Genomic DNA, 13,224 nt, shown 5'->3' with positions numbered 1-13,224 from the left:
ATGAACGTGAATTACGGTAGTTGTGTTCCAATCTCTACTATAGACTGGCACGGGCATGTGTCAGTCGTGCTTTTTTTGAGAGGATGTCCTTTCAGGTGTCCTTATTGCCAGAACCATGAATTACTTTTTGAAAGTAACATGACAGGGACTTCAGTTCCCGAGGCAGCCATTAAAAAGTCCTTGCCCTTTGTCAGCAGCATGGTACTTTCCGGTGGAGAGCCTCTCATGCAAAAGAAGGCGTCTCTGGATCTTGCACGCTATGCAAAGCAAAAAGGTCTGCTGGTCGGGGTACACACCTGCGGTTTCTATCCGAAGGTCGTGGCTGAAATGGTCAGGGAAAAGATCGCTGACAAATTCTTCATCGATGTCAAGGCTCCCCTGGATGATTCCGGACTGTATTCCAGGGCCATAGGGTGCTGTAGTTCACAGGATGCCGTTGATTGTGCCCGGGCAGATCCTGAACAAGTGGTGAAGAATGTGTCGGAGTCTGTTCTAATGGTCCTGAACAGCGATGTGGAACTGGAACTGAGGACCACTGTGATCAGGGACTTTATAGGTGATGCGTCTGACATCTCAAAGATAGCTGCTTCAATTCTTGAAATTACAGGGAACAGGAATGTTCCGTATGTCCTCCAGCAAGGTATCCCTGAGAATGCCATGCTTGAGAGTATGAGGGATATCCTGCCATATAGCAGGGACGAGATGCTTGAACTTGCTGCTGCTGCCCATGAGTTCCTGGATAATGTGTGGATCAGGACAAAGGAAAGGGGCAATGAGAAACTTAACTTCGAATCGTTTTGAAGCTTAGAATATTGTTTTATATGTCAGGTTCCAATCTCCTCTTATCTTGAAAAGGAGCGTGGTCCTATAAAAATAACATATTTACTATCTGTATTTTTCCTGATCGCACTTGTTTTGCTTGCAAGTGGTTGTGCGGGAATTGATGAATATCAGAGTTCCCCGTCTTCTGATACGGATTCAAAGTCCGTCTCTTCAGAGGATTCGTCTTACTCTCCTGAGGGGATGGCGGAAGAAGCTGGTTCAGGCGGAGTCGGCACACGTTCTGTGGAGCGCAAGACCATTACTACTGCGGAGATGTCTATCGAGGTGGAAGATGCTGCGTTCACCCTGGAAAGGATTGCAGAAATTGCCAGGGATGCAGGTGGTTATGTTTCCAGTTCATCCGTCTATGCTCTTAACTATGACACAAACGCCAGAAAAGATGGGTATATCACAGTCAGGGTGCCGGAATCGGAGTACCCTGCATTCATGGAAACTGTGGAAGAATTCGGGGAACTCAGTTCAAGGAGCGTAAGCGCCCATGACGTGACAGAGGAGTACATTGACCTAAGTGCCCGCCTGGAAAATCTTGAAAGACAGGAAACACGCCTTGCAGATGTTTTGAACATGAGTGTGACAGTTGAGGAAATACTGAGTGTGGAAAAGGAATTGGAACGTGTCCGTGGCGAGATAGACAGCCTCACGGGACGTCTGGAGTATCTTGATAACAGGATAGAGTTCTCAACAATCAACATTCATGTCACAGAGCCCCGCCCTATCAGTCAGTCATGGGGACTCAGGGATGCGTTCTCAGAGTCTGTACAGGGCTTTATCTCGATGGTGAACGCTCTGATAATACTGGCGGGTTATCTCCTTCCGATTGTCATCGCTATTATGCTTATGGGAGGACTGTTCATTGGTATAAGGCGGGTTACAAGGAGGTGACTGCTTACTAAGCATGGAGGATTATGCTACTAAACCCAACTTCCTTTTTACCATTGTTCTTATATCTGTGTTCAAATCATTGATTAATTGACTTCCAATAAAAATGCTATAATTAAACATAAATAAAGCGTCTTTCAATACAAAGGTTCATTGTAAAAAAACTGCTCAGAAAAGTTTTGAAATGTATGAAGTCTGTCTTAAATATTAATGGATACGGCCATGAAAATGACACAAGTCTCGGAAATGGGTGAAAGGTCTCTTGTTAACCTTCTCTCAGGAATGTTTAACAGTGATTTTAATACGGATCTCGTTTTAGGGCCGGGTAGTGATGACTGTGCAGTGCTTGACATTTCAGATGGCGATTATCTTGTCGTGACCACGGATATGCTGCACAGTAAAACAGATTTTCCTGAACAGATGACTCCGTGGCAGATAGGCTGGATGTCTGCGGCGGTCAACTTAAGTGATGTGGCCTCCATGGGTGCACGTCCCATCGGAATTCTGATGGCTATAGGTATGTCTTCAGACACGCCTGTATCCTTTGTTAAAGAAATGGCCAGGGGGATGTCGGACTGTGCAAAGGCGTGCGGTACCACTGTTATTGGCGGGGATATTGACACTCATGATGAGCTTACAATCACCGGGACGGCTCTTGGGCTGGTGAAAAAGTCAAGGCTGCTGAAGAGAAAAGGTGCCAACGCGGGCGATAGGGTATGCGTGACAGGCTTTACAGGCTCCGCAGGAGCGGCACTCCACGCTCTCCAGCATGGAATAGATGTTCCTGACTCCTTTTTGAACACATTGCTTGAACCCTGCCCGAGGGTCGCTGAGGGTCAGGCACTCGCACGTTCAGGTGCTGTGACCTGTATGATGGACACAAGTGATGGCCTTGCAATGTCCCTGCATGACCTTGCCGACATCAACGGCGTAGGGTTCCACATCTGTGAGTCCATGCTGCCTGTCTGCCAGGACATGAAAGACTACGTTACTTCCGAACCTGAAGAGCAGACCGACTTTGCACTTTACACAGGCGGTGATTTCGAACTGCTTTTCACTGTCTCTCCCGAAAAACTGGAAGAGGCAAGAAACGCATGTGATTTAAGTATCATAGGTGAAGTAGTTGGAAAAACAGCTGGTATTCGCATTGAACGGAATCACGGTACAAACCTGTCGATAAATCGGAAAGGTTATCTACAATTGGGGACTTAGAATTATACAAGAAGACTAGATTACACTATTCACAATTCAAGGATGGCTTAAAAATGAATAAAAACCTAAAAATGATCCTGTTTGGATTATCATTAATATTTTTGTTTAGTAGTGTGGCTTCGGCTGCAAATGTTACTGCCAATTTTACAGCTAACACGACTACGGGCGATGTTCCATTAACTGTTGATTTTACAGACCAGTCAGTGAATGCAACCACATGGGCCTGGGATTTTGGTGATGGAAATACTGCAATCGGCCAAAATCAGACACATACCTATACTTCAGCAGGTAACTACACTGTAAGTCTGTTTGCGGAAAACGGAACTGATAATGATACGGAAACAAAGGCTGACTTCATACAGGTCAACGCTGCTGCTGTTCTTCCGAATGCTGATTTTTCAGCTAACACTACTTCCGGTGAGGTTCCTCTGACTGTGCAGTTCACAGATGGATCTACCAATGCTACTAGCTGGGAATGGGATGTGAACAACGATGGTACTGTAGATTATACTATACAGAATCCTGTGCACACATATTCTAGTACAGGATCCTTTACAGTTAGCTTTGCAGCAATTAATGCCAACGGAACTGCTTATGAGAATAAAACCGATTACATTACAGTAAACGCTTCATCTTCGAATCCACCTATTGCTTCTTTCGACACAAATGTGACTGAAGGATCAGCACCTCTTACGGTACAGTTCAACGACACTTCAAGTGATTCGGACTCGTTGTCATGGGACTTTGGAGATGGTGAAACTTCAACTGACCAAAACCCTGTGCATACCTATGATTCCACAGGCACCTACAATGTTACTCTGACAGCCACCAATGGTGATGGTGATGATACTGCAAGCACGACAATAACGGTGCAGCCTGAGAACTATTACAGCGGTGACAGGATATGGGATGAGAATGCAGGTCAGTCCACCACCTATACATGGAACGCTAAAAGCTTCTCCGGTTTCTTCTATGAACTGGATTCAGGATTCAGTTCTGAGACAATGAAGATAACTGATATCAGTGATAGTATAGGTGATAGGAAACTTGAGTACCGTACTGAGTCCGTTGAAAGCAGTTTTGAACGCTCCGAATGGGGTAAGTACGAGGTTATAGGCTTCATGGCGGAGAAGTATTTTGCTGCATATACCTCAGAAACAAAAATTGATAATGTTGATTCTGTGAGTCTGATATCTTCAGGACAGCTCTCAAAGGTCCTCATAGATGATGATGACAAAAGATCCGTATATACGGGCTCATCGCTTATACTCAAGGAAGGATACAGGCTCAACATCGTTCAGGTTGACAGGAACGGTGATAAGGTCATGGTGACCCTTACACAAGACAGTGACGAGGTAGACACTGCAATTATCAGTGGCAGTGGTGATTACATCTATGAAAAGAATCTTGGCGACTCGGATGATGTTCCGATAATTGCCGTACATTTTGATTCCATATTCAGTGGCACTGAATCCAATGCCGTGTTCGTGCAGGGCATCTTCCAGATATCCGAGGACTATATCGAAATTGAGGACGGGGAAACCTTCGGTAAGATGAAAGTCACAGGATTTGGTAATGACTACATAGAAATGAAGAACGATGGAAGAATCACCCTGTCTCCTGGAAAAACCATTGATATAATGGGGAAGATTAACTTTATCGTAGCAGATTCAAGCACCCTGCGCTTTGCACCCTTTGTTGACATGTCTGACCCGGGAACTTACGAGCTTCGTGGTACTGTTGCAGAAGGCAGTGAGGAACTGACGTGGACACCGCTTAACTTTGAAGGCTTCTATTATGATATAGATGAGGGCATCCGGACAGAAACACTTGAACTGAAGTCTATTGATGATAGGAAGATACCAAAAGATGGACTGGTCTATACAAGCACTCCCAGGGAGGTATCATTTGAGCACTCGCCATGGAATAACTTCAATGTCATCGGCTTCATGGCAAAGAAATACTTTGCAGGCTATCCCGAAAATGCTTTTGGAAGCAGCAGCAGTGTGGATATCCTTTCCGACGGTCTGCTTTCAGAGGTTCTGATCGATGAAGATGATAAGAGGTCTGTCTACTCAGGCCAGTCCCTGATACTTGAAGAAGGCTATGTGCTTGATATAGTGGAAGTTGACAGAGATGGCAATCAGGTACTTATAGAGATTAGCAAAGATGGAGATCGTCTTGAAAGTGATGTAGTTTCTGCAGGAAGGACCTACATATACGAAAAAGACCTTGGTAACTCTGATGACGTTCCGATAATCGCGGTCCACTTCGACGAGATATTCAGGGGAAGTGAGAGCAACGCAGTGTTCATACAGGGTATCTTCCAGATATCCGAGGATTACGTTGAGCTTGAGAGCGGGGAAACCTTCAGCAAGATGGAGGTCACCAGTACAAGTGGCAGTATAACGATGAAGAATAAGGATTCCATCTCACTGTCAAGGGGTAAGTCTGTGGCACTGATGGGTGACATCAGCTTCAATGTTGCTGATGATTCAAACACAGTTCGATACTATCCTTATGTGGAGGTCACCACCGCACCTTCCCAGACGCTCAGAGTTGACCTTGACAGGTCCGTTGTGGCAAAAGGCGATGACGTTGTCATCAAAGTGAGCTCCCGTGGGGCATCCGTCAGTGAAGCAACAGTAAATGTCGAAGGCATTTCCATTGGAAAGACCGATGATGAAGGCCGGGCAACCTACACTGCCAGCAAGATAGGCACACTTGAGATCGTGGCCGAAAAGAGCGGCTATGCTTCCGGAAGCGATGAACTGGAAGTTATCTCTCCTGACGACGAGACAAAGAAAATGATCATCGAGGTATCACCTGATGATGTCTATGAAGGTACATCGGCAACTATCTTTGTTCTCAAGGCAATTGGGGGAGATGCGATCGAGGGTGCTGAAGTGACCCTTGACGGCAAGTCCATAGGTTCCACATCCCGTGATGGTACTATCACCTACACGATGACAGAAGCAGGTATGCACAAGCTCAAGGCCGAAAAATCCGGACTTCTCGAGGCGGAGCTGGATCTTGAGGTTCAGGAGCTTGCAGCAAAGTTCGAGTTCAGTAACCTGCGCATTGACCCGCTTGATGTGAAAGAGGGTAAGGAGACAACCATCAGTGTCGATGTCACAAACACAGGTACAGCAGCAGGTGAGTATACCGTTGACCTCAGGGTAGACGATACTGTTGTAGATTCACAGGCTGTAAGTCTTGATGTTGATGAAACCCGGACTATCGTGTTCAAGCACACTGAAGAAGAGCCCGGTGTCTATAGCCTCGATATCGGAGGTCTGAATAAAGAATACGAGGTATTCGAAAGTTCCGGCACAATCTGGTACATTCTCGGAGCCATTGTGGTTATCGGTGCCGGAGGTCTTGGGTATCTTTTCACTGCCGGAGGCTGGACTGTTGAGATCGCCCATGCAAAGGTGGATGAGTCGATACAGGCAATTCAGGAGTTAGTCGGAAATCTCCGATAAACTCCACTTAATTTTTCAACTTATTTTTTTAGATACTACTTCTATAGCTTCTATAAGACTGTTCTTTGGCATAATTGTTGCAACCGGGATTCTCAGTATCTTTTCCACTGTAGGACTAACAATGGGGGCACAAACAAGGGCTTTCGCACCATCCCTTTCGGCACGCACGGCTGCAATAATGGCTTCTTCCATCGATGTTGCGGAATACTCTCTTATCGTGCAGAGTGTTCCGCATATTTTCTTTTTTGTTTCACTCATATTATCCAGTACCGGACGCGCAGCTATAACTGCTATGAAATCCCCCCTCTCTGATCCCTCTATCTTCTTGATAGTCCGGACTATCTGACGAAGGGTCTTCATGTTTGGTTCTCTTTTACCAGACATGATCTTATACAGCGTACTCTGGGGTATATCTGCCTTTTCTGCAAATTCAATGGCAGTAAGTCCAAGATCTTCTTTAATTATCTTGGATAGAATCCTCCTGAAGTTTTCGTCAGACTCGAAAACAGCATCAATCACTTTATCTGCAGCATTCATTCATTACACATCACTGATATTGTTAAAATAATGTCCTATTAAGGCAATGTATACTTTAATATTAATACTTGTGGGAAACATTATCTGCTTTCAGGGCAATATATATAAAATAGATTGTCCTGAAGTTTAATTACTAAACAGTAAAAGGTGATAAAATGAATCGCATAAAATCTTTAAGATCATCTACGTTTTTAATATTAATTCTTTTCCTGGTGGCAGCAGTACTTGTATCAGGCTGCACTGACCAGGCAACAGAAGATGAACCTGTCACGGAACTCACATTTGGTTACCAGCCAAGCACTCACCAGATAGCCTACCTGGCAGCAGAGTCGAATGGATGGTGGAGTGATGACCTTGGTCCTCTTGGTGTTGAAAGGATCAGGGATAACGTGTTCCCCACAGGTGCTCCTGAAATGCAGGCAATGCTTTCAGGTGAGATAGATGTTGCATATGTAGGTGCTGCGCCTGTAGTGTCTGCTATTTCAAGCGGTCTGGATGCAAAGATAGTTGCCGCAGCACAGATACAGGGCTCGGACATCGTACTGCGCAATGAGTTGCCATATGATAGTCCCGATGACCTCAGGGGCCTGAGGATAGCCACCTTCCCTCCGGGAACTATCCAGGACACACTTCTGAGAGAATGGCTTGAAGCAAATGATATCGACCCGGAGAATGATGTGACGATTGTACCTATGGGTCCCGGGGACGCTATGACTGCTATATCAGCTAACCAGGTGAATGCAGTGTTCCTTCCGCATCCGGCACCGACCCTGATTGAAGAAGAAGGTGTTGGAAGATCAGTTGTATCCTCGGGCGAGATCCAGGATGATCATGCGTGCTGTGTTGTTGCTGTTAGTGGCAAGCTCATCCGCGAGCATCCTGAAATAGTGCAGCAGATTGTGGAGACACATGTACGCGCAACCGAGTATACCGTCGAGAACCCGGAAGATGCGGCACAGATATTTGCCGATGACCAGGATTGGGATGTTGAAGTTGTCAGGCAGTCCATAACTGACTGGGACGGGGTCTGGGTTGCAGATCCAAATCTTATAGTCAACTCAACAGTGGACTATGCTCAGGTACAGTATGAACTTGGCTACATCAGTATGCCACTTGAGCAGGAAGACCTATTTGATCTGAGCTTCTATGAAGCTCTTGATCAATAATTTTTCCGGCAAATGATAACTTTGAATAATGATTAAAACATTGACACATCGGTCTAAAAAAGTATTGCTTTTTAAATCCCGGAGGAATCATGGTCAGGGTAGGCTTTCAAAATTTAAAGAATAAAGGTGTGGAAATACTTTCCATAATATCTGCACTGGTGATATGGCAGTTGATAGCTGTTTATGTTGTGCAGAACAAATTCTTCCTTCCGAGTTTTACGGATGTCTCCCTGGCATTTGTATCAGTGGTATCAAGACAGGTGGATTTTCCATTGAGTTTCCTTTCGTTCTCTATGGATATACCGCTTCCAGTTCTGGTCGTGGATTTGCTGTTCAGTATGATGCACTTCCTCATCGGTCTGATAGCCGCTCTGGCAATAGGTATGCCCGTGGGGATGCTTATGGGGTGGTTCAGGTCGGTTGACAGGATATTTGATCCTTTGATCGAGATTGTACGCCCGATCCCTCCGCTTGCATGGATTCCCTTTGCCATTATATGGATAGGTCTCAATCCCTTCGGAGCAGGGTTTGTAATATTCATAGGGGCCCTATTCCCGATAATCATCAACACCTTCACCGGATTTAAGAACATACCCCGTATATATGTGGAAGCAGCAAAGGTTCTGGGATGCAACACCGACCGTGATCTGATAAGGCAGGTGGCACTACCTTCTGCCCTGCCCTCAATTGTTGCAGGTGTACGTATAGCAATGGGTGTCGGCTGGATGTGCCTTGTTGCAGCAGAGATGTTCGGTGTAAGCAAGAACGGCCTTGGTTTCAAGATATGGCACCATTACTATCTGCACAACATGGATTTTGTACTTGTTTACATGCTTGTCCTTGGTTTCCTTGGACTTTTGATCGATCGGCTGCTGAGGTACTATCTTGAAGGCAGATTCCTGAAATGGCGCACAGGGGTGGTGATGTAATGGGCAGGGTCAGCGTAAGGAACGTTTCCCGCAAGTTCGTTAAAGATGAAGTGACTCAGACACTTGCCCTTGAAAACATAGATCTGGAACTTGAGGATAAGGAATTCGTCTGTTTCATAGGGCCATCAGGATGTGGGAAAACAACTCTGTTGCGAATTATTTCCGGCCTTGATACTCCTGACCAGGGAGAAGTTTTCATAGATAATGAAAAGATTACTTCTCCCGGGCCAAAAAGGGGTATGGTTTTCCAGGAGTACTCTCTGTTTCCATGGAAATCGGTCATCGATAACGTGATATTCGGACCACAGATGGGCGGAGTCTCTAAAAAGGATGCTATGGTAGAGGCTGAAAAATATCTGGAGCTGGTGGGTCTCACACAGTTCAAGGACAGCTACCCCCATGAACTGTCAGGCGGAATGAAACAAAGAGTCGCCATTGCACGTGCGCTTGCAAATGAACCTGAGGTTCTTCTCATGGATGAGCCTTTCGGAGCCCTGGATGCCCAGACAAGGAACTCACTGCAGCATGAGTTATTGAGTATCTGGCAAAAAAAACATCTCACTGTTCTCTTTGTTACTCACAGTGTCGATGAAGCTGTTTATCTTGCTGACAGGATCGTGATGTTCACAGCACGTCCTGGCCGGATCAAGGAAGTTGTCAAGGTTGATATTCCGAGGCCCCGTGACAGGACAAGCATGGAAGTCAATCGACTGCGCAACCATCTTCTAAAACTGCTGTCAGAAGAGCAACAAAAATAAATGATGTTCTGCATCACTCGGAACGTACTATCACTTTCGTTCCGGTCTCTATTTCTTTTACATTGACCTGCCCGATAAGCTCGAGTGCCTCGCTGGCCCTTACAAACCCGACTGTACATCCTGGTCTTATAGACATGGTCTTGCCGGCTGTAACCGATCCGTCAACAGTAACCCTGTCAAAGATCTTCAGGTCGCTAGTTGCTTCTACATTACCTTTAATCTCAGACCTGGGACCTATGACTATGTTATCAGCCGTGATGTTGCCTTTGACTGAGGATCCTTTGCCCAGTTTGAGAGTTCCCCTGACATGAAGATCTTTCCAGAACCCTGATCCTGCTCCTACGATCAAATTACCGTCAATGTTAATGTCATTCTCAAAATAAGATCTTTTTCTGGCAATATAAGTATTGGATTCCTCATGGTGTCTTAACTCTTCACTCATCGCATTCACCTGTACTACCTTAATACTTTTGTAGCTATAAATCTACTCTGAGCCAATACAAATAGATTAAAGGCATTCACTATCATTTATATAATTAAGATTACTTAACTCTTAAACGAGTTTGACTTTAACGATTCTAATAAAAACCATTATATATTACAATCTATATACAATTGCATATGTTAAGATTTTAATATTGTACCCAATATGCGGCTGGTTTTCATGGATTAAGGTGTATGGATGGAATGTCATAGCAAGGATCAGGACTCTTCAGCAAATACAAGGCAAAATTGCTCTTGGAAAATTGATTCTGATTCTGTATTCACTGGTAATCTCACCTCTGATCAACTGGAATTAGCAAAAGGATTTTTCGACCTTGTGAACGCCTTTATCTTTGTTATTGACAATGAACACAATGTAGTTTGTATTAATCGGAAAGTAGGATCGGTATTAGGTTATAGTGAACAGGATGTTGAAAACAAAAGCTGGTTTGATATATTTGTGCCTGCAAGTTCACAGGGGATATTAAAAGAAAGTTTTCCTCGCAACCTCTGTGGAAAAACCGATCCGGGATATTCTCTTGAATGCCCCATCCTCAGAAAGAACGGCAATGAAGTGAGTATGTCCTTGAAAATCACTATGCTGAAAAATAAAGATGGCTCTCCGAATGGTTTTCTTTTGACAGGCACTGACATTGTTCAAACAGGTACTACTGAAAAGGAGCTTGCTGTCACGACAGTGCAGGAAAACGGAAATCTTCTCTCTTTCCTTGAATCTTCCTCATATGCAGTGGTCTTCTCGGACTCCAGTGGTCACATAACATTCTGGAACAAAGCTGCATGTGAGTTATTCGGGTATGGGAAAAATGAAGCTATGGGGGAACCATTAACCCTTATCATGCCCAGGCGTTACAGGAAGGCCCATGAAGGGTGGGGCCAGATCATATCCATCGGTAAATCTCCGGTGGTAGGCCGGATATTCGAGGTAACAGGTCTGCGAAAGGATGGCAGCGAGTTTCCGGTAGAGATATCAATTACCACTACACGTGTGAAAGGGGAAGTGTTCCATGGCGCTTTTCTAAATGACATCTCCCGGCGTAAGATGAAAGAACGCCTGATGACGATATCCAAGAACAAATATCGTATGATATTTGAGAAATCACCTCTGGGTATATTCCACTTTGATGAAAAGAGCGTGATCACACAGTGCAATGCGAACTTTGTGAAGATAATAGGTGCTCCTGAAGAAAGTGTGATATCTGCGATAATGGGGTTCAATATGCTCAGGTCCTTCAAAGACGAATCTATCAAAAAGGCTATAAGACAGGTCCTTGCGGGTATCCCTGCCAGGTATGAGGATAACTTCCATTCGCCTTTCTCAAACGGGGTCATACCCATTAAAGCAGAATTCAGCCCGGTGATATCTGAAGAGGGCAAATTGATGGGCGGCGTATGTGTCGTAGAGGATTTCACCGAGCGCAAGGTTGCGGAAGAAGCCCTGAACAATTATGCAGAAGAACTTGCAAAGGTTAATAAGGAACTCAAGTCCCTTGACAGGATGAAAGACGAATTCCTCTCAAACCTGAGGCATGAACTTACAACTCCATTGATCCCTATCAAAGGTTACAGTGAACTTATGTACGATGGTGCTCTGGGGGAGTTGACCGAAAAACAGAATGATGCCATGGAAAAGATCATGCTGAGCTCCGAGAGGCTCAAAAGATTGATCGATTCACTTCTCTATGTAAGTATAACGGAAGGCGGCAATGTGGATTATAGTTTTATCCCTCTTCGTTTAACAGAGGTGGTCGAATCCGCTATACAGGATAGGTCACCGGAAATAACAAGCAAAGGTCACACAATTGAAAAGGATCTTCCAAACGATCTCCCTCTTATAGAAGGGGATCTGGATTACCTCCGGAATGTGTTTGCTAACCTCATCGACAATTCTGTGAAATTTACTCCTGAAAAGGGAACTATAAATATATCAGCTACCAAAGAAGAAGATAGGATACACCTACAGATAGCTGATAATGGTATCGGCATCGGAGATGAGGACCGATTGCATATATTCGACAGGTTCTATCAGGTGGATGGTTCTTCCACCCGCAAGTACGGGGGTAACGGTCTTGGTCTCTACATCTGTAAAAAGATAGTTGCAGCTCATAATGGGGATATCTGGGCAGAGAGCAAACAGGGTATAGGTACTACTATGCATCTGACCCTTCCTGTTAAATGTAAGGATATTCAGGAGTATACTGAGGTCACATCTTCTCAAAAGAAGCAAGAGTGATAAGGGTCAAAGCTGTTGTATTGATGTCACCCTTACCTTTTCCCCATGATCCGTTGGCATTCATACTGTCCAGAAGCCATTGAAGAGCTTTTCCACATTTGTTGCCATATCCTGCAAGTATCAAAGCCTGTATAACAATATTACTTGTGGCAAGGTTTTTCCATGCTCCCTCTTCGACACGTTTTGAGAGTATCCATTCGGCACGTTCATTTATGAACCTGTTAAAACCGCTGCTATCTTTTTTGCTAAGTTTCCCCTGTTTTATCAGAGCATTGATCATCAGGGCAGTTGTTCCCGGATGTTCCCATGCGGGTCCGTAGTTTTCAATAAGCCACAAACAACCTTTCCTGTTATGAATTCCCATGTCAGCAAGAGCTGTCAGTACATATGCCGTATCATATACATCACTGTTCCATGCCATATCTTTCTGTTTGGACAACATCCAGTTGCTCACGTCCGGGGAAATGATGGCATCCGCAGCAAGAGCGGAAGCTGCCCTTGCAGTATCTCTCAAAGAGTTCTCCCAGTGCCCCTCTTCCTTCAAAGCTATCAGTTCACTAACAAGGTCTGTCCTTACATGCCAGAGATGAGCTGCCTGGATAACACGTGAAAGCTCTTTCACAGTATCGATGTCCCTGCAAAAAAGCCAGTTGAATGTTCTTTCACTTTGAAAACGCATAC

Annotated in this window: 11 protein-coding genes; 8 read left to right on the top strand and 3 right to left on the bottom strand. The window is 44.8% G+C overall.

Annotated elements, in window-relative coordinates; translation table 11 throughout:
* From CUN85_RS01960 to CUN85_RS01945, 4 genes are all read left to right on the top strand, one after another.
* Positions 1 to 801, top strand: a complete 801-nt coding sequence (locus CUN85_RS01960; protein ID WP_135388472.1) for an anaerobic ribonucleoside-triphosphate reductase activating protein — start codon at positions 1 to 3, stop codon at positions 799 to 801.
* Between the two features lie 114 nt (positions 802 to 915).
* Positions 916 to 1,725: a DUF4349 domain-containing protein gene (locus CUN85_RS01955; protein WP_167848758.1), complete on the top strand. Its 810-nt coding sequence runs from the start codon at positions 916 to 918 to the stop codon at positions 1,723 to 1,725.
* Between the two features lie 219 nt (positions 1,726 to 1,944).
* Positions 1,945 to 2,934, top strand: coding sequence for a thiamine-phosphate kinase (gene thiL / locus CUN85_RS01950; RefSeq protein ID WP_135388881.1), 990 nt, complete (start codon positions 1,945 to 1,947; stop codon positions 2,932 to 2,934).
* A 53-nt stretch (positions 2,935 to 2,987) separates the two neighbouring features.
* The gene (locus tag CUN85_RS01945) at positions 2,988 to 6,419 is read left to right on the top strand and encodes an S-layer protein domain-containing protein (protein WP_135388469.1); all 3,432 of its coding nucleotides are present in this window, start codon (positions 2,988 to 2,990) and stop codon (positions 6,417 to 6,419) included.
* 15 nt (positions 6,420 to 6,434) lie between these two features.
* On the opposite strand, the gene CUN85_RS01940 is transcribed toward CUN85_RS01945, so the two are convergent.
* Positions 6,435 to 6,956 (bottom strand): helix-turn-helix domain-containing protein, encoded by a 522-nt coding sequence (locus CUN85_RS01940; protein ID WP_135388468.1) that lies wholly within the window; start codon positions 6,954 to 6,956, stop codon positions 6,435 to 6,437.
* A gap of 155 nt (positions 6,957 to 7,111) precedes the next feature.
* Between CUN85_RS01940 and CUN85_RS01935 the strand changes: the two genes are divergently transcribed.
* From CUN85_RS01935 to CUN85_RS01925, 3 genes are all read left to right on the top strand, one after another.
* Positions 7,112 to 8,122: an ABC transporter substrate-binding protein gene (locus CUN85_RS01935; protein WP_135388467.1), complete on the top strand. Its 1,011-nt coding sequence runs from the start codon at positions 7,112 to 7,114 to the stop codon at positions 8,120 to 8,122.
* 89 nt (positions 8,123 to 8,211) lie between these two features.
* Positions 8,212 to 9,051 (top strand): ABC transporter permease, encoded by an 840-nt coding sequence (locus tag CUN85_RS01930; RefSeq protein ID WP_135388466.1) that lies wholly within the window; start codon positions 8,212 to 8,214, stop codon positions 9,049 to 9,051.
* Positions 9,051 to 9,809, top strand: a complete 759-nt coding sequence (locus tag CUN85_RS01925; protein WP_135388880.1) for an ABC transporter ATP-binding protein — start codon at positions 9,051 to 9,053, stop codon at positions 9,807 to 9,809. Before CUN85_RS01930 ends, CUN85_RS01925 begins: the two co-directional genes overlap by 1 nt.
* 13 nt (positions 9,810 to 9,822) lie before the next feature.
* Here CUN85_RS01925 and CUN85_RS01920 read toward each other — a convergent pair whose 3' ends face one another.
* Positions 9,823 to 10,251 (bottom strand): bactofilin family protein, encoded by a 429-nt coding sequence (locus CUN85_RS01920; protein WP_135388465.1) that lies wholly within the window; start codon positions 10,249 to 10,251, stop codon positions 9,823 to 9,825.
* Positions 10,252 to 10,491: 240 nt separating this feature from the next.
* Between CUN85_RS01920 and CUN85_RS01915 the strand changes: the two genes are divergently transcribed.
* On the top strand, positions 10,492 to 12,543 hold the full coding sequence (locus tag CUN85_RS01915; RefSeq protein WP_135388464.1) for a PAS domain-containing sensor histidine kinase: 2,052 nt from the start codon (positions 10,492 to 10,494) through the stop codon (positions 12,541 to 12,543).
* Here CUN85_RS01915 and CUN85_RS01910 read toward each other — a convergent pair.
* Positions 12,515 to 13,222: a hypothetical protein gene (locus CUN85_RS01910; RefSeq protein WP_135388463.1), complete on the bottom strand. Its 708-nt coding sequence runs from the start codon at positions 13,220 to 13,222 to the stop codon at positions 12,515 to 12,517. The two genes, CUN85_RS01915 and CUN85_RS01910, sit on opposite strands and share 29 nt — an antisense overlap.
* Between the last annotated feature and the right edge of the window lie 2 nt (positions 13,223 to 13,224).

It is taken from the genome of Methanolobus halotolerans (assembly GCF_004745425.1).
GTDB classification, from domain to species: Archaea; Halobacteriota; Methanosarcinia; order Methanosarcinales; family Methanosarcinaceae; genus Methanolobus; species Methanolobus halotolerans.
This window is presented reverse-complemented; position numbering and strand designations above follow the sequence as displayed.

Coding starts and splice junctions, on each gene's coding strand:
- CUN85_RS01960 (WP_135388472.1), top strand. CDS start 1: ATGAACGTGAATTACGGTAGTTGTGTTCCAATCTCTACTATAGACTGG.
- thiL (WP_135388881.1), top strand. CDS start 1,945: ATGAAAATGACACAAGTCTCGGAAATGGGTGAAAGGTCTCTTGTTAAC.
- CUN85_RS01945 (WP_135388469.1), top strand. CDS start 2,988: ATGAATAAAAACCTAAAAATGATCCTGTTTGGATTATCATTAATATTT.
- CUN85_RS01940 (WP_135388468.1), bottom strand. CDS start 6,956: ATGAATGCTGCAGATAAAGTGATTGATGCTGTTTTCGAGTCTGACGAA.
- CUN85_RS01935 (WP_135388467.1), top strand. CDS start 7,112: ATGAATCGCATAAAATCTTTAAGATCATCTACGTTTTTAATATTAATT.
- CUN85_RS01930 (WP_135388466.1), top strand. CDS start 8,212: ATGGTCAGGGTAGGCTTTCAAAATTTAAAGAATAAAGGTGTGGAAATA.
- CUN85_RS01925 (WP_135388880.1), top strand. CDS start 9,051: ATGGGCAGGGTCAGCGTAAGGAACGTTTCCCGCAAGTTCGTTAAAGAT.
- CUN85_RS01920 (WP_135388465.1), bottom strand. CDS start 10,251: ATGAGTGAAGAGTTAAGACACCATGAGGAATCCAATACTTATATTGCC.
- CUN85_RS01915 (WP_135388464.1), top strand. CDS start 10,492: ATGGAATGTCATAGCAAGGATCAGGACTCTTCAGCAAATACAAGGCAA.
- CUN85_RS01910 (WP_135388463.1), bottom strand. CDS start 13,222: ATGCGTTTTCAAAGTGAAAGAACATTCAACTGGCTTTTTTGCAGGGAC.